At 42.0% G+C, this 21,952-nt stretch carries 23 protein-coding genes; all 23 read left to right on the forward strand.

The genetic code is table 11. The features are described from left to right. Nucleotides 1-193: 193 nt before the first annotated feature. The 23 genes from QFZ73_RS12165 to QFZ73_RS12275 all read left to right on the forward strand — a co-directional run bounded on the left by QFZ73_RS12165 (nt 194) and on the right by QFZ73_RS12275 (nt 21,952). The gene (locus QFZ73_RS12165; RefSeq protein ID WP_251426967.1) at nt 194-1,477 is read left to right on the forward strand and encodes a UDP-N-acetylglucosamine 1-carboxyvinyltransferase; all 1,284 of its coding nucleotides are present in this window, start codon (nt 194-196) and stop codon (nt 1,475-1,477) included. Between the two features lie 99 nt (nt 1,478-1,576). Then, a complete protein-coding gene (glpX, locus tag QFZ73_RS12170) occupies nt 1,577-2,539 on the forward strand; it encodes a class II fructose-bisphosphatase (protein WP_133350945.1) in 963 nt (320 codons plus the stop codon). 318 nt (nt 2,540-2,857) lie between these two features. Next, nucleotides 2,858-4,147, forward strand: a complete 1,290-nt coding sequence (rho, locus tag QFZ73_RS12175) for a transcription termination factor Rho (protein ID WP_251426964.1) — start codon at nt 2,858-2,860, stop codon at nt 4,145-4,147. Nucleotides 4,148-4,294: 147 nt separating this feature from the next. Further along, nucleotides 4,295-4,495, forward strand: coding sequence for a 50S ribosomal protein L31 (gene rpmE / locus QFZ73_RS12180; RefSeq protein ID WP_034315847.1), 201 nt, complete (start codon nt 4,295-4,297; stop codon nt 4,493-4,495). 138 nt (nt 4,496-4,633) lie between these two features. Next, on the forward strand, nt 4,634-5,239 hold the full coding sequence (locus QFZ73_RS12185) for a thymidine kinase (protein WP_307266350.1): 606 nt from the start codon (nt 4,634-4,636) through the stop codon (nt 5,237-5,239). Between the two features lie 207 nt (nt 5,240-5,446). Next, on the forward strand, nt 5,447-5,902 hold the full coding sequence (locus tag QFZ73_RS12190) for a hypothetical protein (RefSeq protein ID WP_307266353.1): 456 nt from the start codon (nt 5,447-5,449) through the stop codon (nt 5,900-5,902). Nucleotides 5,903-6,062: 160 nt separating this feature from the next. Further along, nucleotides 6,063-7,133, forward strand: a complete 1,071-nt coding sequence (gene prfA, locus QFZ73_RS12195) for a peptide chain release factor 1 (RefSeq protein WP_207439292.1) — start codon at nt 6,063-6,065, stop codon at nt 7,131-7,133. Next, entirely contained in the window at nt 7,126-7,995 is an 870-nt protein-coding gene (gene prmC / locus QFZ73_RS12200; RefSeq protein WP_307266360.1) for a peptide chain release factor N(5)-glutamine methyltransferase, read from the forward strand. Before prfA ends, prmC begins: the two co-directional genes overlap by 8 nt. Before the next feature lie 151 nt (nt 7,996-8,146). Next, nucleotides 8,147-9,034 carry a stage II sporulation protein R gene (gene spoIIR, locus QFZ73_RS12205; RefSeq protein ID WP_307266364.1) on the forward strand — a complete coding sequence of 296 codons (888 nt, stop codon included), beginning with the start codon at nt 8,147-8,149 and terminating at the stop codon, nt 9,032-9,034. Nucleotides 9,035-9,323: 289 nt separating this feature from the next. Next, nucleotides 9,324-10,373: an L-threonylcarbamoyladenylate synthase gene (locus tag QFZ73_RS12210; RefSeq protein ID WP_307266366.1), complete on the forward strand. Its 1,050-nt coding sequence runs from the start codon at nt 9,324-9,326 to the stop codon at nt 10,371-10,373. A 74-nt stretch (nt 10,374-10,447) separates the two neighbouring features. Further along, nucleotides 10,448-11,014, forward strand: a complete 567-nt coding sequence (locus tag QFZ73_RS12215) for a manganese efflux pump MntP (RefSeq protein WP_251426950.1) — start codon at nt 10,448-10,450, stop codon at nt 11,012-11,014. Between the two features lie 143 nt (nt 11,015-11,157). After that, nucleotides 11,158-11,601 (forward strand): low molecular weight protein arginine phosphatase, encoded by a 444-nt coding sequence (locus QFZ73_RS12220; RefSeq protein WP_251426947.1) that lies wholly within the window; start codon nt 11,158-11,160, stop codon nt 11,599-11,601. Nucleotides 11,602-11,979: 378 nt separating this feature from the next. Beyond that, on the forward strand, nt 11,980-12,426 hold the full coding sequence (gene rpiB, locus QFZ73_RS12225; protein ID WP_034315832.1) for a ribose 5-phosphate isomerase B: 447 nt from the start codon (nt 11,980-11,982) through the stop codon (nt 12,424-12,426). A gap of 82 nt (nt 12,427-12,508) precedes the next feature. Beyond that, a complete protein-coding gene (locus QFZ73_RS12230; protein ID WP_251426945.1) occupies nt 12,509-13,102 on the forward strand; it encodes a TIGR01440 family protein in 594 nt (197 codons plus the stop codon). A 372-nt stretch (nt 13,103-13,474) separates the two neighbouring features. Continuing rightward, nucleotides 13,475-14,716, forward strand: a complete 1,242-nt coding sequence (locus QFZ73_RS12235; protein WP_063595710.1) for a serine hydroxymethyltransferase — start codon at nt 13,475-13,477, stop codon at nt 14,714-14,716. Between the two features lie 236 nt (nt 14,717-14,952). After that, nucleotides 14,953-15,582, forward strand: coding sequence for a uracil phosphoribosyltransferase (gene upp, locus QFZ73_RS12240; protein WP_034315825.1), 630 nt, complete (start codon nt 14,953-14,955; stop codon nt 15,580-15,582). Nucleotides 15,583-15,604: 22 nt separating this feature from the next. Next, entirely contained in the window at nt 15,605-16,747 is a 1,143-nt protein-coding gene (wecB, locus tag QFZ73_RS12245; RefSeq protein ID WP_251426942.1) for a non-hydrolyzing UDP-N-acetylglucosamine 2-epimerase, read from the forward strand. An 86-nt stretch (nt 16,748-16,833) separates the two neighbouring features. Continuing rightward, nucleotides 16,834-19,059 (forward strand): S8 family serine peptidase, encoded by a 2,226-nt coding sequence (locus QFZ73_RS12250; RefSeq protein WP_307266384.1) that lies wholly within the window; start codon nt 16,834-16,836, stop codon nt 19,057-19,059. A gap of 286 nt (nt 19,060-19,345) precedes the next feature. Next, nucleotides 19,346-19,714: an ATP synthase subunit I gene (locus tag QFZ73_RS12255; RefSeq protein ID WP_063234155.1), complete on the forward strand. Its 369-nt coding sequence runs from the start codon at nt 19,346-19,348 to the stop codon at nt 19,712-19,714. A 22-nt stretch (nt 19,715-19,736) separates the two neighbouring features. Further along, nucleotides 19,737-20,453 carry a F0F1 ATP synthase subunit A gene (gene atpB, locus QFZ73_RS12260; RefSeq protein WP_251426939.1) on the forward strand — a complete coding sequence of 239 codons (717 nt, stop codon included), beginning with the start codon at nt 19,737-19,739 and terminating at the stop codon, nt 20,451-20,453. Between the two features lie 72 nt (nt 20,454-20,525). Further along, on the forward strand, nt 20,526-20,750 hold the full coding sequence (gene atpE, locus QFZ73_RS12265; protein ID WP_034315818.1) for a F0F1 ATP synthase subunit C: 225 nt from the start codon (nt 20,526-20,528) through the stop codon (nt 20,748-20,750). A gap of 150 nt (nt 20,751-20,900) precedes the next feature. After that, on the forward strand, nt 20,901-21,419 hold the full coding sequence (gene atpF / locus QFZ73_RS12270; RefSeq protein WP_251426936.1) for a F0F1 ATP synthase subunit B: 519 nt from the start codon (nt 20,901-20,903) through the stop codon (nt 21,417-21,419). Further along, complete coding sequence (locus tag QFZ73_RS12275; protein WP_251426933.1) at nt 21,416-21,952, forward strand: F0F1 ATP synthase subunit delta; 537 nt, start codon at nt 21,416-21,418, stop codon at nt 21,950-21,952. Before atpF ends, QFZ73_RS12275 begins: the two co-directional genes overlap by 4 nt.

Consider the following 21,952-nt stretch of genomic DNA (forward strand, 5'->3'; position numbering starts at 1 on the left):
CGCTATAGATTGCACCTTTTTAATAAAATTAACATAAATTAGAAATTTTCATCTTTTTTTACATGAATTTTCCACTTCTGTGTAAACTAAAGAACTAGATAGTAAATGTTGTCGGATTATGCAATTTCCTTTGTGGTAAAATATTACTTTTTGAAAGTAGCTTCTAAGTGCTTAGCGTGGAAGGGAGTTTATTATGGAAAAACTTAAAATTGCCGGTGGCTACCCTCTAAAGGGAAGCATTCGTGTCAGCGGAGCAAAAAATAGTGCGGTTGCCCTTATTCCAGCAACAATTTTAGCGGACTCTCCCGTAACGATTGAAGGCCTGCCTGATATCTCGGATGTACAGATGCTTAAAGAGTTAATGGAGGAAATTGGCGGTGAGGTATCCTTTGATGAAGGAGAAATGACAGTCAACCCTAGCAGGATGATTTCAATGCCTCTTCCCAATGGAAGGGTCAAGAAGTTACGTGCCTCTTATTATTTAATGGGGGCAATGCTTGGTAAATTCAAAAAGGCAGTGATCGGCTTGCCTGGAGGCTGCCATTTAGGGCCCCGTCCGATAGATCAGCATATTAAGGGCTTCGAAGCACTAGGCGCACAAGTGACGAATGAACAAGGAGCCATTTACCTTAGGGCGGACGAGCTACGGGGAGCACGCATATATTTGGATGTCGTTAGTGTAGGGGCAACGATCAACATCATGCTTGCCGCTGTTTTGGCCAAAGGCCGCACTGTGATTGAAAACGCTGCGAAAGAACCGGAAATCATCGATGTTGCCACATTGTTGACCAATATGGGAGCGAAAATAAAGGGTGCTGGAACGGATATCATTCGTATTGATGGTGTGGAAAGTTTGCATGGGTGCAAGCATACGATCATACCGGATCGGATTGAAGCCGGTACTTTCATGATTTTAGCCGCTGCTGTCGGTGAAGGAATTCTGATCGATAATGTCATTCCCCAGCATTTGGAGTCGTTGACTGCCAAATTAAGGGAAATGGGGATTAATATTGAAACGGGTGATGACCAGATATTTGTCTCACCGGGAGAAAAATATAAATCCGTTGATATCAAGACGTTGGTTTACCCTGGATTCCCAACAGATCTTCAGCAACCTTTCACTTCCCTTTTAACAAAAGCAAGCGGTTCTAGCATGGTGACCGATACGATATACGGGGCACGATTTAAGCATATTGATGAACTGCGACGCATGAATGCGAAGATCAAAGTCGAGGGCAGAGCAGGCATCGTCGATGGTCCTGTCCAACTTCATGGGGCAAAAGTGAAGGCAAGCGATTTACGTGCCGGAGCAGCTTTGGTAATTGCCGGTTTAATGGCTGAAGGGATTACAGAAGTGACCGGGCTTGAACATATAGACCGCGGTTATAGCCATCTTGTTGAAAAACTTTCAGGTTTGGGAGCGACGATTTGGCGTGAAGAAATGACGCAAGAAGAAGTGGAGCAGCTTAAAAGCTGATCCCTTTTCTTGTTACCTCATTGTGTTACTATATATGATATAATGTGTTATACTAATATATAAATAAATCATGCTAGTGTACATGAGGGGGAACCGGAAATGGAAAGAAGTTTATCGATGGAGCTTGTCCGCGTAACAGAGGCGGCGGCACTGAATTCAGCTCGTTGGATGGGAAGAGGAAAGAAAGACGAAGCAGATGATGCAGCAACAACTGCAATGCGTGATGTTTTCAATACTATTCCCATGCAAGGAACGGTTGTAATCGGTGAAGGGGAAATGGATGAAGCGCCAATGCTTTATATTGGCGAAAAACTTGGTACTGGTCTTGGGCCACTAGTGGATGTTGCGGTTGATCCTCTAGAAGGAACGAACATTGTGGCATCTGGCGGCTGGAATGCATTGGCTGTATTGGCGATAGCCGATAAGGGGAACTTGCTTCATGCCCCGGATATGTATATGGATAAAATAGCCGTTGGACCCGAGGCTGTTGGTCAGATTGATATCAATGCTTCCGTGTTGGACAACCTGAAAGCGGTAGCCAAGGCAAAAAATAAAGATATCCAAGACGTGGTTGCAACAGTATTGAACCGTGATCGTCATTCGAAGATCATTCATGAACTTCGTGAGGCAGGGGCACGTATCAAGTTGATCAACGATGGAGACGTAGCAGGAGCCATAAATACGGCCTTCGATCTTACCGGGGTTGATATCTTATTCGGATCTGGCGGAGCTCCAGAGGGAGTTATTGCAGCCGTTGCCTTGAAATGCCTTGGAGGGGAAATTCAAGGTAAGCTGGTGCCTCATAGTGATGAAGAAGTGGAACGCTGTGGGAAAATGGGCCTTGAATTAGGAAAAGTCCTCAGAATGGAAGATCTTGTTCGCGGAGATGACGCAATTTTTGCTGCAACAGGTGTGACTGATGGAGAACTTTTACGCGGTGTACAATTTAAAGGGCATTACGGCGAAACACAATCCGTAGTCATGCGTGCTAAATCTGGTACCGTTCGATTCATTGATGGGCGTCACAGTCTTAAAATTAAACCGAATGGTTTGATCGACTGATAGCGTTTTTTAGAAAAATCACTTTTAAAAAGCGAGCGGTTTCATCGCTCGCTTTCTCTTTTAAAAAATTTAAGTTGAATAATTAAAATAAAAAAAGTAAAATAAAGCTTGGTCTACTATTAATAATTTAAAATCTGCCCTTTCACTCCAAACTTCAAGAAGCCTTCAAATAATTTTCTTCTTTACATGTAAAAATGTATCATCCTTTCTAAGAAAACTCTGGTCGGGTACATGGATTGCGGTTTTTCTTCCATCTAACAAACCATTTCTTTTTCAGTATGGGTGAAAACGTTTAATTAATAAAAGTGTGGTGTCATAATGAATTTAACTATTTCTAATTTAGAAAACATGAAACTAAAGGATCTCTATGAGCACGCGCGTGAATATAAAGTTTCCTATTACAGCAAACTTTCAAAAAAGGAACTTATTTTCGCTATCCTGAAAGCACAAGCTGAGCAGGATGGTCTCCTATTCATGGAGGGCGTTTTAGAGATCATCCCTTCAGAGGGCTTCGGTTTCCTGCGTCCAATTAATTATTCTCCAAGCTCGGAGGATATTTATATTTCTGCTTCACAGATCCGCAGATTCGATTTGCGAAATGGAGATAAAGTGTCCGGTAAGGTAAGGCCTCCAAAAGAAAATGAGCGCTATTATGGATTGCTGCATGTTGAAGCAGTCAATGGCGATAATCCGGAATCAGCTAAAGAACGTGTCCACTTTCCAGGTTTAACACCGCTGTATCCAAACAGGCAAATTAAACTGGAAACGACACCGAAGAACTTATCAACCAGGATTATGGATGTTCTGGCACCGGTCGGTTTTGGACAGCGTGGTCTGATTGTCGCACCGCCAAAAGCCGGTAAAACGATGCTCATCAAAGAAATTGCCAATGCGATAACCACAAACCATCCCGAATCGGAATTGATTGTGCTGTTGATCGATGAACGCCCGGAAGAAGTGACAGACATTGAACGTTCCGTTGCAGGAGACGTGGTAAGTTCAACTTTCGATGAAGTGCCGGAAAACCATATCAAGGTGGCTGAGCTGGTGTTAGAACGAGCCATGCGCCTTGTGGAGCATAAACGGGATGTCATCATTTTAATGGACAGCATCACTCGACTTGCCCGTGCTTATAACCTTGTCATTCCGCCGAGCGGGCGTACACTATCAGGGGGTATTGACCCTGCTGCATTCCACCGTCCAAAACGCTTTTTCGGTGCGGCGAGGAATATCGAGGAAGGCGGCAGCCTGACGATCCTTGCTACAGCTTTGGTAGATACGGGTTCGAGAATGGACGATGTCATTTATGAAGAATTTAAAGGTACGGGCAATATGGAGCTGCATTTAGATCGTGCCCTTGCCGAAAGACGCATCTTCCCGGCAATTGATATTCGTCGCTCAGGCACTCGTAAAGAAGAATTGTTAATTCCGAAAGATCGCCTGGATAAACTATGGGCCATTAGGAAAACGATGTCAGATTCACCTGATTTCTCGGAGAAATTCCTTCGCCGTCTAAAACAGACAAAAGGTAATGAAGAATTTTTCAGTAAACTGGATGAAGAAATGTCAGAAATGAAAAAGGGGCCAGCGGGCGTAAAACGTTCTTAAACCCTGTAAGAAACAAACAGTTGCACAACTAGTCTTAAGTTGTTATAATGAGTTCATGTGTTTTTACAATAAATGTGAGGGTTTTTCCCTCAACTTGAAGTATATAACTCTGTTTCGAATGATTCAGGGCATAAGGAGCTGAAAAGAATGAAAACTGGAATTCATCCAAATTATAAGCTTTCAAAAGTAATTTGCTCTTGCGGAAACACTTTTGAAACTGGTTCAGTTAAAGAAGAGATCAAAGTTGAGACTTGTTCAGAGTGCCATCCATTCTATACTGGTCGTCAAAAATTCGCTGAAGCTGGCGGACGTGTTGATCGTTTCAACAAAAAATACGGTATTAAATAAGCCGGACTTTTTAAAAAACAGGCAAGTATTCTTCTTGCCTGTTTTTTCTTTTCCATAAACAAGTAAGAATTTATATAAAGCCGGGTCGACTTCAATTATGGCCAAGGGATCGACAGGTGGAAGGGAGTAGCTGTTTCCATGTATGTAATGAAACAAACAGGCTGGATCGAGCTTATTTGCGGAAGCATGTTTTCAGGTAAATCTGAGGAATTGATTAAACGAGTCAGCCGTGCTCAATTTGCTAAAGAGCAAATAGCTGTATTTAAACCAGCTATTGATAATCGCTATGCGGAAGAGGCTGTCGTATCACACAATGGCTCTTCTGTGATGGCAAAACCGATTACCCATTCAACGGATATTTTTAAGTATTTGGACAAGCCCCTGGATATCGTTGCAATAGATGAGGTGCAATTTTTTGATCATGAAATTATCGGGGTTGCCCAGCATCTTGCGGACAGCGGTTATCGAGTGATTATGGCTGGACTCGATCAAGATTTCAGAGGTGAACCATTCGGTCCTATGCCTGTTCTATTATCGCTTGCAGAATCGGTGACCAAGCTGCAGGCTGTGTGTGAAGTGTGCGGATCACCTGCGAGCAGGACACAGCGCTTGATAGATGGGGAGCCTGCCTCCTATGATGAGCCGATCATCCTTGTGGGTGCATCGGAATCATACGAGCCCCGCTGTCGCCATCATCACGAAGTTCCGGGTAAGCTGGCTGTTGGGATTAAAGAACATATTTGAATGATGGTGCCCTATGATCCAATGAGATCGTAGGGTGCTTTTTTATGAAGAAATGCTGGGAATTATAATAAGGGTGGAAAAACTGCTGGAGTTATTCAGGTGGTATGACCAATACATGGAAGGGAAATAAAAGATAAATATCGCCCCATTTTGGGTAGGCTAACGAGGAAATGTTCTTCTTAACCAGTCAAAATGGAGGGAAAAAATATGAAATCGAAACTGCTTATTATGACGGCCGTTTTGCTTGCTGCACTAACTGCATGCGGTCAAAATGACAATGCAATAAATAATGATTCGGAATATGGGGATCAATCCCGGGATGGCAGGGATTTTGTTGGCAATGGTTTAAAACGTGTATCCAATAATGATTGGGACAATGAAGCGGAACGTCCATCGGATCAAATCCTCAATACACCGCATCATACATCCAATAATTCACCATCCATGGGGCAGCAAATTGATGATATCCGAGGAGCCATAGAATCGGAAACCGATTATGAGGCGGGCTCCGTTTGGTTTAATGGAAATACCATACATGTTACGGTCCATGATAAAGGCAAAATCAAGACGGAAAAAGAAAGAAATGAGGAAATGCAGCGAATACAAGGCATTATAAACAGGGCTGTTCCTCAATATAATATAGATGTAAAATTAAAGAAATAACGACATTTTTGAATCCTCTTTGACGTTGATTATTCACCTATACTATAATTAACCTAGAAGTGAACTGAGCTGGGGCACTGAACTACTTATTTATAGTTAGAAAAGATGGATTACTTCCAATTCGTTTCAGATGTTTTGGAAAATTTATGAGGTGAATAATTTGTTTGATCGATTGCAAGCAGTAGAAGATAGATATGAAAGATTGAATGAACTATTAAGTGACCCGGAGATCATTAATGACTCTAAGAAGCTAAGGGAATATTCTAAGGAGCAATCCAGCATTCAAGAGACCGCATCGACTTATAAAGAATATAAAGCGGTTCGTGAGCAACTCCAGGAAGCGAAGGCGATGCTGGAGGAGAAACTTGATGCGGATATGCGTGAAATGGTAAAAGAAGAGATCAATGAACTTGATGAGACCATACAAGGCCTTGAGGATAAACTGAAAATATTGCTTATTCCGAAAGACCCTAACGATGATAAAAACGTAATCATGGAGATCCGCGGAGCGGCAGGCGGAGATGAGGCGGCCTTATTTGCAGGTAGTCTATACCGAATGTATAGCCGTTTTGCTGAGGTGCAGGGTTGGCGGACTGAAGTCATTGAAGCAAGTCCTACAGGGCTGGGTGGCTACAAGGAAATCATATTTATGATTAATGGCAATGGCGCATATTCAAAATTGAAGTTCGAAAATGGAGCACACCGCGTTCAACGAGTACCTGAAACTGAATCAGGCGGACGGATTCATACATCTACAGCGACGGTTGCCGTTTTACCCGAAGCTGAGGAAGTGGAAGTTGAAATCCATGATAAGGATGTTCGTGTCGATACCTTTGCATCAAGCGGTCCTGGAGGGCAAAGTGTCAATACGACAATGTCAGCGGTGCGCTTGACTCATATCCCGACTAATACGGTTGTATCTTGTCAAGATGAAAAATCACAAATCAAGAACAAAGAAAAAGCAATGAAGGTTTTGCGTGCCAGGGTGTACGATAAAATCCATCGTGAAGTACAGGCGGAATATGATCAAAATAGGAAGCTTGCTGTTGGAACGGGCGATCGATCCGAAAGGATTCGAACTTATAACTTCCCGCAAAACCGCGTTACCGACCACCGTATTGGTTTAACGATTCAAAAGCTGGATCAAATCATGGAAGGTAAACTGGATGAAGTCGTTGATGCATTAATCATGGAAGACCAATCTTCAAGGCTGGAAAATGCCGATGAGTAATTCTGCCGTGAAAGTGTTTGAAGCCCTTAAATGGGCTTCTTCTTTTTTAAAGGAAAATGATCGTGATGCCAATGCTGGGGAAATCCTGTTACAGCATTTTTTAAAACAAACTCGCTCGCAAATGCTGGCCAACCTTCATGAGGAGCTTAGTGAAGCCGATTTTGGGAAATTTAAGGCGGCTATTGAGATGCATGCTGATGGAACGCCCATCCAATATATAATCGGCAGTGAAGATTTTTATGGACGGACCTTCTTTGTGAATGAAGAAGTGCTTATACCGAGACCTGAAACAGAAGAATTGATTTATTATACATTACGTAAACTCCCGGCCATCTTTATGGAGGGACAGAAGCTCCGTTTAGCTGATATAGGGACAGGCAGCGGTGCAATCGCCATAACGATGAAACTTGAAAAATCAAACTTGTTGGTGACGGCCACGGATATAGCGGAACCTTCGCTTGAGGTGGCGAGGAAAAATGCCGAATCACTCGGTGCCGAAGTGCAGTTCATGCAAGGTGACTTGCTTCAGCCTTTCATAAAGATAAACCAGCAGGTGGACATCCTTTTATCGAATCCGCCATATATACCAGATGCTGATCATAAATCCATGTCAGTAGTCGTAACGGGTCATGAACCACATCGTGCATTATTTGCCGGTATCGATGGGCTGGATTTTTACCGCCGCTTTATGGAGCAGTTACCTCTGATCATAAAGGTGCCTGGGCTGATCGGTTTTGAAGTGGGCGCTGGACAGGGTAAGGCGGTTGCCGATTTATTGAAGCGAACCTTTCCTGCCGCGGAAGTATCCATTGTGAATGACATTAATGAGAAAGATCGAATGGTCTTTGCTGTATTAAAATGATCCGTCTCCCTTATGTGAGACGGATTTTTTAAGGGATACAACCCTCATTATTCTCTGAAATCTATTTTTCCAGCTATCAACTTTTTTTATTTTTACTAGTTTAAGATAGCTGGAAAATGGTGAGACTAATTCATGTGAGGGGGCGAAGGCGATGAAAACTAAACATTTAGCCATTATTTATCTATTAATCTTAACTATAGGAACGATCGTAAGTATATATATGCCTAAAGCGGAGATGGTTGGTGCAGAAGATACGAAGGTAATCCCGGATGAGGCGATTCGTCTGCGGATACTCGCTAATAGTGATGCAGAAGAGGATCAAGCGGTTAAACGGCTGATTAGGGATGAGGTAAATAAAGATATCACAAAGTGGGTCGAGGAGCTTACTTCTTTGGATGAAGCGAGGGATGTGATCACTTCCCATCTACCGGATATCCAGGCGACGGCTGAGGCAGTTATTAAGGAACAGGGTTTGGAGCAGTCAGTAAAAGTGGATTTTGGACAAGCGGAATTTCCGACAAAACTCTACGGGCAGTATTTATATCCGGCAGGGGATTATGAAGCCGTGATTATCACACTTGGTGAAGGGGAAGGCGCTAATTGGTGGTGTGTGTTATTTCCCCCATTGTGTTTCTTGGATTTTTCAAATGGGACTGCTGTAAGTCAAAGTCCGATTGTTGAGGATGAAGGTGAAGGATCTTTGACTTCGGAAAGGACGGCGTATGCTGCAACGAATGAAGAGAGTGAACCTGTTGCAGAGGAAGTAGTTGAAGAAGAGGTAATCGAGGAGAGCGTAAAAGAGGAAGTACCGGAAGAAACGGTAAAAGAAGAGGTTGTAGAGCCAGAGGCAAAAGAAGAAGTGACAGAAGTAAAAGATAAGGAACAAGTGACAGAGGAAGTCATTGAAGGGAATGTTGAAGAAAACAAGGTTGAACTTGCGGCATCCAATGAACAAGGTCAACAATTATATGAAGGGGAAAAGGAGCCTGAGGTGGAAGTGAAGTCCTTGTTTGCAGAAATCTTCAATGATCTATTTTAAAAAGGGGGCAGCTGCCCTCTTTTTTTAAAATCAGACAATTTTGAAAACATATCCACAGGGTTATTAACAAAAAATCAAAAAAGTCTGTCATTAATCATTAATATCCACAAACTTATCCACGGATTCGATATAGTTATCCCCAATTTGTGGATAACACTTGAATTATGTGTATACTTCTTTTATACTTTCAAAGTATCTTTTAAGTGAAATTAGTACGATAAGTTGAAAATATCGTTCATATAAAGCGATTATATAAAATAAGAAATGTTAAAAGGCGATGGTGTTCAAGATGAAAACGAAAATTTGGTCAGTGGATGAAAATGTGGATAATTTACAAAGTTATCCCCAAATTACACAATCAGCTGAATTATTAAAGGCTAATCAAGTGGTTGCTTTTCCTACAGAGACCGTTTATGGACTAGGTGCGAATGCCAAAAATGACGAGGCGGTCAAAAAAGTGTTCGAAGCAAAGGGGCGTCCGAGTGATAATCCTTTAATCGTTCATATAGCCTCCGATGACCAGTTGTCAGATATAGTAGAAGAGATTCCTGAACAGGCCCGGTTGTTGATGGCAGAATTTTGGCCGGGTCCTTTGACTTTGATCATGAAACGAAAACCGGGCCAACTATCAAATCTTGTGACAGCTGGATTGGACACGGTCGCTGTCAGGATGCCAGATCATCAGGTTGCCCTCGGCCTTATTCGTGCAAGTGATTTACCCATTGCGGCTCCAAGTGCAAATACTTCTGGGAAACCAAGCCCCACTTCAGCAAAACATGTTGAAGATGACTTGATGGGCCGGATTGCAGGCATAGTCGATGGCGGGACTACGGGTGTGGGCGTAGAATCCACGGTACTTGATTGCACTGTGGAAGTCCCTGTTATTTTAAGGCCTGGCGGGGTGACCCTGGAACAGCTGGAAGCGGTAATAGGGGAAGTCAGACAAGATGTCGCTTTGAAGAATCAGGAAACGGCGCCAAAAGCCCCGGGCATGAAATATACCCACTATGCTCCGAAGGCCCCTCTATATTTAGTCAAGGGTAATCAAGCTTTCCTTCAGAAGCTTGTGGATGAAAAAAGAAGTGACGGGTTAAAGGTGGGCATCATAACGGCTTATGAACATCAACAGGATTATAAGGCGGATTATGTGGTTGTCCCGGGTTCATTAGCGGATTTACATACTGTTGCGACAGGCTTATATGATGCTTTAAGACAGTTTGACGAGCTGAAGGTCGATGTCATTTTTAGTGAAATGTTTCCTGACAATGGAATAGGAGCTGCGGTCATGAACCGGCTTGAGAAGGCTGCAGGTCATCAAATCATCAAGGAACATGTGTAATAAGGACTGATTTATCCTTCTATTTCTTTTCGGACATGCATAACATGTAGTAGGCACGTCCGAGGGGGATTGGAATGAATACATTTGCTGGAGAAATCATCACCTTATTGCTAATGGCATTCGCTTTGGGAATGGATGCCTTTTCAGTCGGCCTTGGAATGGGAATGTTTAGGCTAAGGTTGAGGCAAATACTTTTTATAGGGCTGACAGTAGGAATTTTTCATATTTGGATGCCCTTGCTTGGAATGGGGGCAGGCCGTTTCATTTCAGAAAAATTCGGGACCTTTGCTACATATGCCGGCGGTCTATTGTTGATCATTCTTGGTATACAGATGTTTATCCCTGGTAAAAAGGATGGAGTTGGTGCCATGGAAAATAAGATGCTGGCTCCTGTCGGGAAAGGTCTATTCATTTTTGCTTTAGGGGTAAGCCTGGATAGCTTCTCGGTAGGGTTAACATTGGGGATTTACGGTGCAAAAACGATATTAACCGTTCTTTGTTTTGGGTTTGCTGCCACTCTATTAACGTGGGCAGGGCTTTTGCTGGGTCGAAAAATGCAGGGTTTGCTTGGCGTGTATAGTGAGATTCTTGGCGGAAGCATCCTGTGTGCGTTTGGATTGAAATTATTGTTCAATTTTTGATCAACTTGAATACATATTCCTTCCTCAACTGTTCCGATTAACGGGGCGGTTTTTTATTTTTCTTCGGATATAATGAGAGTGATTTTTTTTATCTATAATAAACGGGCGATAGCTTATAATGAATAAAAAAGGAGGCGTTAAAAATGATCCGAGTATTATTTGTATGTACAGGTAACACATGCAGAAGCCCGATGGCAGAAGCGATATTGAAAAATAAAAATATTGCGGGTGTTGAAGTGAAGTCCGCAGGCGTGTATGCTTCATCAGGCCAGGATGCTTCGATGCATGCCAAAAATGTATTGGTTGAAAATGACATAGTGCATAATCATCATTCAACGCCTTTATCCGAAAAGGAAATGGAGTGGGCGACTCATATTTTCACCATGACGGAAGGGCATAAATCGGTCATTACCCGTGCATACCCTCAAATGATCGATAAGACTTTTACTTTAAAAGAATTCATTATTGACGATAAATATGATAGAGACATAATAGATCCGTTTGGCGGTTCTGAAGGCATTTATCGGGAAACGTTCAGGGAGCTGCAGGAATTAATAGAAGAATTAGTCAAAAGGCTTAAAGAATAAACAGGGTACATAATGTGGTCGCTGCAGTAAAAGATATTACTAAGCTTGTTGACCGTCAAATGCAAAGTGTTAGGATCAAGGCAGTCCCAAGAAGTGGCTGCTATCGCAGAAAAAACATCTGCTGGAGCGGAAGAAGTGACGGCTACGATAAGTGAACAAGCATAGTCATGGAAAATGTCGAAAAATCGGCAATGGAACTTAAAGTGAAAGCGGAAAAGTTGAACGGGACCAGTACCCGCTTTCACATTTGACATTTTTACAGCAGGAAACCCGAGTTGGTTTCCTGCTTCTTTGCGGGGAAAAAGGGTGGACATCCTTTATCTTTTCATAATTTTGTGACACAATAAAATCAAATGAAAAAGCTAGAGGAGGATTATGATGAAAGTTGCGATTGCTTCGGATCATGGTGGTATACATATCCGTGAAGAAATAAAGAATTTATTGAATGAGTTACAGATTCCATTTGAGGACTTTGGCTGTGAATGCAGTACATCGGTGGATTATCCTGATTATGCCTTGCCGGTTGCTGAAAAAGTGGCAAGGGGTGAGTTCGATCGGGGAATCTTAATCTGTGGAACTGGAATCGGAATGAGCATTGCTGCTAATAAGGTCAAAGGAATACGATGTGCATTGGTTCATGATGTCTATAGTGCGAAATTGACCCGCCAGCATAATGATACCAATATGTTAGCGATGGGGGAACGAGTCATTGGCCCGGGTCTTGCCAGGGAAATTGCACAAACATGGCTGACTTCGGAATTTGAAGGCGGGCGTCATCAGAACAGGATCGGTAAGATCGCGGAGTATGAAGGTAAGCACAGCTAATTCTTATGGTTTTTGAAAAGGATCTAGAGAGACCCCTCTTTTTTTCCGATAACAAGTTTTCTTATTGAAAGGATGCGTTTTCATGACAAGTGATGCTACATTTTCAAATGAGCTTGAGATATGGGAAAACCAGTTTCGGGAACTATTACATGAGTTTCAAGAACAGACAGCTTTAAAAGAGAAACAGCTACTGGTAATCGGCTGCAGTACAAGTGAAGTGATCGGGAAAAGGATCGGTACTGAAGGGACGCTCGATGTTGCGGGGATGATTTTTTCCGTAGTTAGGGATTTTCAAGAAAAAACGGGTGTTCAGGTTGCATATCAATGTTGTGAGCATCTAAACAGGGCCCTGGTTTTGCAAAGGGAAACCGCGGTTCGATATGATTATGAAGAAGTTTCGGTTGTACCTGTAAGAACAGCTGGGGGATCGATGGCGACTTACGCCTATCGGCAATGGAAAGATGCTGTCGTCGTTGAACATATCAAAGCGGATGCGGGGATGGACATTGGGGACACCTTCATTGGCATGCACCTGAAGCATGTGGCGGTTCCAATTCGCTCTGCCATTAAAGAAATAGGACATGCACATGTGACCATGGCAAAGACCCGCCCGAAACTGATTGGCGGGGAGCGGGCCGTTTATCAGGACATCTCTGAAAACAAGGGTTGTACTTAATGGGTAAGTGATACAGCATTTCTCGGATGGGGAATGCTGTTTTTTGATTAAATGCGAGCAAAATCGTAAAGCTTAAGATAAGGTTCACAAGAAAAATCTTTACTTTGTAGTGCTAATGGAATGGTGATTTCGCTCATGAAATATAGGGTGAAAGAGCTGTTTATCATAATTTCAATGTTAAATACGAACGTTTTTAAATGAAAAAACATTTAATGTTCGATAAAATTAGACTATCACTTCTAAATTAGACATGTTAAAATGGAGTAGAATTTTGTAATAATTATTGGTAAGGCTTTTTCATGCTTTTTTGAAAGCATGTTGCACATAAATACTAAAAAGCGAATCACGCACAATTTGAGGAGGAATTACGGAATGAATCGTTTAGCAAAGCAAGATGAGCAAGTGTTTAACGCAATTCAACTGGAATTAGGGCGTCAAAGAAGTAAAATTGAGCTTATTGCTTCTGAAAACTTCGTGAGTGAAGCTGTCATGGAAGCGCAAGGGTCGGTCTTGACTAATAAGTATGCAGAAGGATACCCTGGAAAACGTTACTATGGCGGATGTGAGTATGTAGACATCGTTGAAGATCTAGCACGTGAGCGTGCGAAAGAAATTTTTGGAGGGGAGTATGTGAACGTACAGCCTCACTCTGGAGCTCAAGCCAATATGGCCGTTTACTTTACAGTGCTTCAAACTGGTGACACAGTGCTTGGGATGAACCTTTCGCATGGTGGTCACTTAACACATGGAAGTCCAGTTAACTTCAGTGGCGTTAACTACAATTTTGTTGAATATGGTGTAGACGAAAAAGATCACCGTATCGATTACAATGATGTATTGGAAAAAGCGCGTCAGCACAAACCGAAATTGATCGTAGCGGGTGCAAGTGCATATCCACGGGAAATTGACTTCAAGCGATTCCGTGAAATTGCAGATGAAGTCGGGGCTTATTTAATGGTCGATATGGCGCATATTGCAGGTTTAGTTGCGGCTGGATTACATCAAAGTCCAATTCCTTATGCTGACTTTGTAACGACTACTACTCATAAAACACTTCGCGGACCACGCGGCGGGATGATCATCTGTAAAGAAGAATTCGGTAAGAAGATCGATAAATCCATCTTCCCTGGAATTCAAGGCGGTCCATTGATGCATGTTATATCCGCTAAGGCTGTTGCATTCGGCGAAGCGCTTCAAGCTGACTTTAAAGTGTATGCACAACAAATCATCGACAATGCTAAACGTTTGGGCGAAGGTTTGAAGAAAGAAGGGTTCACCCTTGTTTCTGATGGAACGGACAATCACTTGATTCTTCTTGATGTGCGCTCTACTGGATTAACGGGAAAAATCGCAGAGCATGTTTTGGATGAAATCGGTATTACCGTGAACAAAAATGCGATTCCTTATGACCCGGAAAAACCATTCGTTACCAGCGGTATTCGTATTGGGACTGCGGCAGTGACTTCACGTGGCTTCGGATTGGAAGACATGGATGAAATAGCTGCAATCATCGGACTTGTTTTGAAAAATAATGAAGATGCAGCTAAACTTGAAGAAGCAAAACAGCGTGTTGAATCATTAGCGAACAAATTTGAATTATATCCTTCATTGTAATATCGGAGCCGCTCCCTTTTAAAGGGAGCGGTTTTTTTTGTGCCTTATGAAGGTCATCGTGTTAGAAGAATCCGAATAGTGAAAATAGGTCTGAAATCTAAACCTTTATTGAAGATTGAAACATTTTTCTGTAAAATAGGTTGAAGTGAATTTTAAAAGACACGAAAATTTTTCTATTCGATTAGGGAAATCATAAAAGAGCGCAAAACTAAGCAATGGAATTGGAGAGATGCTAAATGGGAAAAGTTTATGTTTTTGACCACCCGTTAATTCAACACAAATTAGCCTATATACGTGATATAAATACAGGAACAAAAGAATTCCGGGAGCTAGTGGATGAAGTTGCATCATTGATGGCATTTGAAATCACGAGGGATATGCCGTTGGAAGAGGTGGAAATCCAAACGCCTGTAAGCACAGCGAAAGTGAAAATGCTTTCTGGTAAAAAAGTGGGGATCGTTCCGATTTTACGTGCAGGCATAGGGATGGTGGACGGAATCATTAAGCTGATTCCTGCCGCAAAGGTCGGACATGTTGGTCTTTACCGTGATCCTGAAACATTGAAACCGGTTGAATATTATGCGAAAATGCCAAGTGATTTGGCAGAAAGGGAATGTATTGTCGTTGACCCGATGTTAGCCACTGGCGGTTCAGCCATCGAAGCGATCCATTCCATTAAAAAGCGCGGTGCAGTCAATATTAAATTCATGTGTTTGATTGCAGCTCCAGAGGGTGTGGAAGCATTAAAAGAAGCCCATCCTGATGTTGATATTTATATTGCAGGTCTTGACGAAAAACTGAATGAACACGGTTATATCGTTCCAGGCCTTGGAGACGCAGGAGATCGTTTATTCGGCACAAAATAAGAAAGAAACTGAGGTGTCACGAATGAACAAACCGATAAAAGTCATGACCATTTTCGGGACGAGACCAGAAGCTGTCAAAATGGCTCCCTTAGTACTCGAATTTCAAAAACACCCAGAATATTTCAAGCCAATCGTTGCTGTTACGGCTCAGCATCGCCAAATGTTAGATCAAGTTCTCGAACTATTTTCCATACAGCCGGACTATGACTTGGACATAATGAAGGAAAGGCAAACGCTTGCTGACATTACAACAAGAGCATTAAATGGTCTTGATTCCGTAATGAAGGAAGCTAAACCTGATATTGTTCTTGTACACGGTGATACAACCACAACGTTTGTCGCAAGTCTGGCAGCTTTTTATAATCAAATTGTCATTGGGCATGTAGAAGCGGGGCTGCGCACATGGAATAAGTATTCCCCCTATCCGGAAGAGATGAATCGACAGCTTACCGGTACGATGGCGGATTTGCATTTTGCGCCGACATCAAAAGCGGAGGAGAATCTGCTAAACGAAAACAAGAAGGATAATATATTCGTAACGGGAAATACGGCAACCGATGCTTTAAAAACGACTGTACGGTCCACGTATTCCCATCCGGTATTAAATGGACTTGGAGAAGACAGGCTCATTCTGCTTACCGCCCATCGCAGGGAAAATCTAGGGGAACCCATGAGGAATATCTTCAGGGCCGTAAAGAGAATCATTGCTGAACATGATGACGTTCAGGTGGTATATCCAGTCCATTTAAATCCGCTTGTTCAGGAATTGGCAAACGAAATTCTCGGGGACGATCCTCGGGTTCATTTGATCGAACCGCTTGATGTATTGGATTTCCATAACTTCGCTTCAAGAGCCTTTCTGATTTTGACTGATTCTGGAGGAATCCAGGAAGAAGCACCGTCACTTGGTGTACCTGTCCTAGTTTTAAGGGATACGACCGAACGTCCTGAGGGGATTGCTGCTGGAACCTTAAGATTGGCTGGTACCGATGAACAAACCATATATAATTTGGCACATGAATTGCTCACCGATCAAGAGGTGCACGAAAAAATGTCCAAAGCTTCAAATCCATATGGGGACGGAAATGCTTCGGTCCGCATAGCTGAAGCCATCCGTTACTATTTTAAGCAAGTGAACATGCCACCAACTAGATTTGACTCATAAAAAGGGAAAAGCCACGCGCTTTTCCTTTTTTTATTTGCATACTCCAAGGTTGTTGAGAAAAGATAACTGCTAAGGGGATGATTATGTTGGGAAAGAAAACGTTCATGGTGTTTGTTTTCATTTTTATATTTATTTATCAAAATGAAAAGGGATTGGCATCCGTCATTCTGCCGCCTTTACCAAAACTATCTGAATCTAAGGAAGTAACGGTTGTTGTTACGATGGATAAGGCGTTTCAACGGAAAAGGATCGAAAAACTGCTTGAAAAGTATCCATCCCTTCAATTACGGAATGTTTATTCAGTTGCCCTGAATGGATTTTCCCTTCATGGGAAAATGAATGAGATAGAACAACTTAAAAAGGAGGATGAAATTCAGGCTGTAACGGAAGTATCCGTTTATCAAGCCGTGTTGGATAAAAGTGTCCCATACATAGGAGGAGGCAGGGTCAGGGGTTTCTTTGATAAAGAGAATCACCGGATCACCGGGAAAGGGGTAAAAGTAGGAATAATCGATACGGGCATCGATTATACACATCCAGATTTGCAACGTGCTTATAAAGGAGGGAAGGATCTTGTTGATGGTGATGAAGATCCGATGGAAACCAAAAATCAAGGCGAACTTGATACATTACATGGTACTCATGTGGCAGGCATCATTGCAGCCAATGGAAAAATGAAAGGCGTTGCACCAGAAGCGGAGATTTACGCATATAGAGCTTTGGGACCAGGTGGTGCAGGAGATACAGATCAAGTCTTGACAGCTATTGAGTCAGCCATGAAGGACAAGGTGGATGTATTGAACCTCTCTCTTGGTAATAACGTCAATGGCCCTGATTTACCTATCTCCCTTGCGTTGAATAAGGCTGTGGAAAGCGGCATAGTTGCCGTGACATCCAACGGGAATTCCGGTCCGGCTGTATGGACTGTCGGCTCACCCGGAACAGCGGAAAAAGCGATTTCCGTTGGGGCATCGACTCCTCCCTTAAGGGTTCCGTATATGATGTACGGCCTTGGATCGAAAAAATACCGATCGCATTTAACCTTATTTCAAGGCTCTAAAAAATGGAACCTGACGTTTTCCGAGGATGTCATATATGGGGGACTGGGTAATGAAAAGGAACTGAAACATGTTCGGGATAAGATTGTTTTGATGGAACGTGGCACTCTTACCTTTCAGCAGAAAGTATCCAATGCAGAAAAGGCCGGTGCTAAAGGGGTAATTGTTTATAATAATACGAGCGGGACCTTTACTGGAAGCCTGGAAAAAGAAATGAGCATCCCAGCTGCTTCTATTAATAGAAGAGATGGATTGCAGCTTAAGCAAATCATGGAGCAAGGGCAGAGCAAAACCGTTCAATTTGTTTATAAGAACGAGCAGGATAGGCTCGCAGATTTTAGCTCCAGGGGACCGGTAACCGTATCATGGGGAATAAAGCCTGACATATTGGCGCCGGGAGTGGAAATTGAAAGCACCATTCCTAAAGGATATATGTCCCTGGATGGAACAAGTATGTCCGCACCGCATGTTGCAGGAGCATGCGCCTTAATCTTGCAAAAACACCCGGAATGGACTCCTGATCAAGTGAAATCTGCATTGATGAGCACTTCCAAGCCATTGAGGAAATCTGCAAACCAATTGTACCACACATATGAGCAGGGGGCTGGACGCATCCAGGTCGATGAAGCCCTAAAGGCGGACACCCTCTTGAATCCAAGCTCATTGTCCTTTGGGATGTATACAAAAAAAGAAGGAATTGAAGAGCATCATGAAACGATAGTCATAGAAAATACCGGAACGAAAAGGAGGAAGTATTCTTTCATGGTTCCATTAAAAGAGACGGGACTGACTTGGGAATTACCAAAATCCCTTACTTTGAATCCAAAGGAAAAGAAACGGATAAAAGTGGGACTGCAGGTCAACCCATCCGTGCTTAAAAAGGGAGTCTTTGATGGATACCTCATTATAATGGAAGGAACCAAAAGAATATCCCTTCCTTATTTATATGTAAAAGAAGAGCCTGATTATCCAAGGATAATGGGATTTGATTTTGGTCAAGGGGACAAGGAAGGCACATATCGGTACGAGATGTACCTTCCGCGTGGGGCTGAAGAATTCGGTATTGCCCTTTATGAGGAAGATAGCTTGAAATTCGCTGGATATTTGGATTGGTCGAGATCGGCACCTGCCGGTTTGATCAAAAAAGATGTATTGAAAAAGAACTTGCCGCCCAAAGGAGTGTATAAAGCGATAATCTTTGCGAGAAGGGGCGGAAGGGAAGATCGGATAGAAAAGACGTTACTTATTGAGTGAACAGAGGACAATATGTAAAATAAAAAGGATGTCAATAGTATAAAAAAGATAATTTGTGAACAATTCGTTAATAATTACAAACCTGTGACAAATTTCACTAACCACTCATTGACATTGATTCTTGCCTATTGTATGCTAACTAAGGATGTAAAATGAGAGGGGTTTCATACGTTAATAACGTGTCAAATAGAAGTGAGTTTTTGACTTTCTATTTGGACTTGTTACGGGCAAATTCTCCTAGCTAAACACAGATACTACAATATTTCTAGGGAGATTACATGACAAAATGCTAGAATTGGAAAAAATGTTCAATAGGCAGCTAAAATACATGTTGTATTTAATGGGTATTTATGTACTTGGGGTGGGCTTCACTTCACATGATTCAGTCTTCCAAGGATTATTGCTTGGAACTGCCTTCAGCCTATTTATATTCTGGTCAATGGTCAAAAAAAACAAAAAGTTCGCTCAAGAGGTTGCCGAAGGTAAGAAAACGCGCTCCCTTGGTAGTTTAACTAGAATGTCTGTAGCGGGTTTAGCTGCAATTATTGCATTGAGATATCCTGATGAGTTTCAAGTGGTCTGCGTGGTTGTGGGATTAATGACAGTTTACTTTGTCATTATGATAGATTATTTTATGCAAAACATACGTAGGTAGTAAAGAAGAGAGGTGAATACTGTTGAATCATGAAGCTCCTATGTGGGAATTTATGGATACCGGAATACATTTCAACTTGGCTAATGTTCTTATGATGACTATCGCAAGTCTCATTGTCTTCATAATTGCTGTTACAGCAACTCGTAAACTTGCGATGAAGCCAACAGGAATCCAAAACTTTATCGAATGGGTTATGGATTTTGTGAAAAACATCATCAACAGCAATATGGATTGGCGTACGGGTGGTCAGTTCCTTATGTTGGGAATGACGTTAATATTGTACGTATTTGTTTCAAATATGTTAGGATTGCCGTTCTCGATTGTAATAGGAGAACAGCTTTGGTGGAAATCACCTACATCTGATCCGGCAATAACTTTAACCTTGGCAGTTATGGTAATGGGTTTATCTCATTATTATGGTATCAAGATGAGAGGTATGAAAAATTATGCCAAAACTTATGTCCAACCAATGGGTTTCTTGTTTCCGTTAAAGATCATTGAAGAGTTCGCTAATACGTTAACTCTAGGATTGCGGCTTTACGGGAACATTTATGCGGGTGAGTTACTATTAACTTTACTTGCTGGACTAGGAACAAGTAGTGTTTTGGGTGCAGCTACTGCTGCATTACCAATGTTAGCTTGGGAAGGATTTAGTATCTTTGTCGGCTCCATTCAAGCTTTTATCTTTACTATGTTAACGATGGTTTATCTTTCCCATAAAGTAAGTGACGACCATTAATTATAAATATTGTTCATTTTGAACATTATATTGATGAAAAAATAAAACAACATTTCAAGGAGGAAATTTATCATGACAGGTTCTTTAGGTCTTATAGCTGCTGCTATCGCAGTTGGATTAGGTGCACTAGGTGCGGGTATTGGTAATGGTCTTATCGTTGGGCGTACAATTGAAGGGATGGCTCGTCAGCCAGAAGCTCGTGGTATGCTTCAAACTACAATGTTCGTTGGTATTGCGTTAGTTGAGGCACTTCCAATCATCGCTGTAGTTATCGCGTTTATTGTTATGGGTAAATAAGGTAACTTGAAAAAGTTCAATAATGGCGAAGATGATCCAAGGAGACCCTTCGCCATTGCTCTGTGTTAAAGTGAACATTTATGACAGTGATACTGTCAATTGAAAATACAGAACTTCAATAGTGAATCTCATGAAGGGAGTGAATCGAGCGTGTTAACAAGCAATTTTGTTCTTGGTCAAGCAGGCCACTTTAATGGTGGGGATATCATATACCAGCTTGTAATCTTTATTATTTTGTTAGCGTTGCTTAAGAAGTTTGCATGGGGTCCGTTAATGGGCATCATGAAAGAACGTGAAGAGCATGTTGCAAATGAAATAGAAGCAGCTGAAGTTAGTAGAAAAGAAGCACTGAAGTATTTAGAAGAACAGCGTGAAATCGTAAAGCAATCTCGCACTGAAGCGGGACAACTTATAGAGAATGCTAAGCAACAAGGCGAAGCACAACGCGAAGATATTATTAATCAAGCGCGTGCAGAGGCTGAACGTGTTAAAGAATCAGCAAAACGTGAAATCGTTCAAGAGAGAGAAAAAGCAGTTGCCGCCTTACGTGAGCAAGTTGCTTCTTTATCTGTTATGATCGCATCTAAGGTGATTGAGAAAGAACTTTCATCAGCTGATCAAGAAAAACTAATCAATGAATATATTCAAGAGGCAGGAGAAGGTAAATGAGCGATATAACTGTAGCAGGACGTTATGCTGTAGCTCTTTTCCAAATTGCGAAAGAGCAAAATCTCATTAACCAACTTGAAGAAGAGCTTCGCATAGTGAATGAAGTTTTCACAAATGATAAAGAGCTATTAAACTTCTTGGCTCATCCTAAAATGACTAGCAGTGCAAAAAACACATTGCTTGCAAATGCATTTGCAAGTCTTTCGTCTTCCGTTCAAAACACTGTAATGTTAATGGTAGAGCGTCACCGTACAGATGAAGTGACTGCTATGGCACAAGAGTTCATTGAACTTGCGAATGAAGAAAATTCAGTTGCGGATGCGACTGTTTATACAGTTAATCCTTTAACTGAAGCTGAAGCGGAAGCTGTGTCTTCAGCTTTTGCTGCAAAAATCGGCAAACGAAATTTGCGTATCACTAATGTTACGGATAGCAATATTCTTGGCGGCATCAAACTTCAAATCGGTAACCGTATTTATGACGGAACGATAAGAGGGAAGCTTGATCGCCTTAGCAAACAACTATTAGGTTAA

Source organism: Peribacillus sp. V2I11, assembly GCF_030817135.1.
Taxonomy (GTDB): Bacteria; Bacillota; Bacilli; order Bacillales; family DSM-1321; genus Peribacillus; species Peribacillus simplex.

What these genes read in the sequence shown, in the direction of transcription:
- QFZ73_RS12165 (WP_251426967.1), top strand. Translation starts at nt 194, where the DNA reads ATGGAAAAACTTAAAATTGCCGGTGGCTACCCTCTAAAGGGAAGCATT.
- glpX (WP_133350945.1), top strand. Translation starts at nt 1,577, where the DNA reads ATGGAAAGAAGTTTATCGATGGAGCTTGTCCGCGTAACAGAGGCGGCG.
- rho (WP_251426964.1), top strand. Translation starts at nt 2,858, where the DNA reads ATGAATTTAACTATTTCTAATTTAGAAAACATGAAACTAAAGGATCTC.
- rpmE (WP_034315847.1), top strand. Translation starts at nt 4,295, where the DNA reads ATGAAAACTGGAATTCATCCAAATTATAAGCTTTCAAAAGTAATTTGC.
- QFZ73_RS12185 (WP_307266350.1), top strand. Translation starts at nt 4,634, where the DNA reads ATGTATGTAATGAAACAAACAGGCTGGATCGAGCTTATTTGCGGAAGC.
- QFZ73_RS12190 (WP_307266353.1), top strand. Translation starts at nt 5,447, where the DNA reads ATGAAATCGAAACTGCTTATTATGACGGCCGTTTTGCTTGCTGCACTA.
- prmC (WP_307266360.1), top strand. Translation starts at nt 7,126, where the DNA reads ATGAGTAATTCTGCCGTGAAAGTGTTTGAAGCCCTTAAATGGGCTTCT.
- spoIIR (WP_307266364.1), top strand. Translation starts at nt 8,147, where the DNA reads ATGAAAACTAAACATTTAGCCATTATTTATCTATTAATCTTAACTATA.
- QFZ73_RS12210 (WP_307266366.1), top strand. Translation starts at nt 9,324, where the DNA reads ATGAAAACGAAAATTTGGTCAGTGGATGAAAATGTGGATAATTTACAA.
- QFZ73_RS12215 (WP_251426950.1), top strand. Translation starts at nt 10,448, where the DNA reads ATGAATACATTTGCTGGAGAAATCATCACCTTATTGCTAATGGCATTC.
- QFZ73_RS12220 (WP_251426947.1), top strand. Translation starts at nt 11,158, where the DNA reads ATGATCCGAGTATTATTTGTATGTACAGGTAACACATGCAGAAGCCCG.
- rpiB (WP_034315832.1), top strand. Translation starts at nt 11,980, where the DNA reads ATGAAAGTTGCGATTGCTTCGGATCATGGTGGTATACATATCCGTGAA.
- QFZ73_RS12230 (WP_251426945.1), top strand. Translation starts at nt 12,509, where the DNA reads ATGACAAGTGATGCTACATTTTCAAATGAGCTTGAGATATGGGAAAAC.
- QFZ73_RS12235 (WP_063595710.1), top strand. Translation starts at nt 13,475, where the DNA reads ATGAATCGTTTAGCAAAGCAAGATGAGCAAGTGTTTAACGCAATTCAA.
- upp (WP_034315825.1), top strand. Translation starts at nt 14,953, where the DNA reads ATGGGAAAAGTTTATGTTTTTGACCACCCGTTAATTCAACACAAATTA.
- wecB (WP_251426942.1), top strand. Translation starts at nt 15,605, where the DNA reads ATGAACAAACCGATAAAAGTCATGACCATTTTCGGGACGAGACCAGAA.
- QFZ73_RS12255 (WP_063234155.1), top strand. Translation starts at nt 19,346, where the DNA reads ATGCTAGAATTGGAAAAAATGTTCAATAGGCAGCTAAAATACATGTTG.
- atpE (WP_034315818.1), top strand. Translation starts at nt 20,526, where the DNA reads ATGACAGGTTCTTTAGGTCTTATAGCTGCTGCTATCGCAGTTGGATTA.
- QFZ73_RS12275 (WP_251426933.1), top strand. Translation starts at nt 21,416, where the DNA reads ATGAGCGATATAACTGTAGCAGGACGTTATGCTGTAGCTCTTTTCCAA.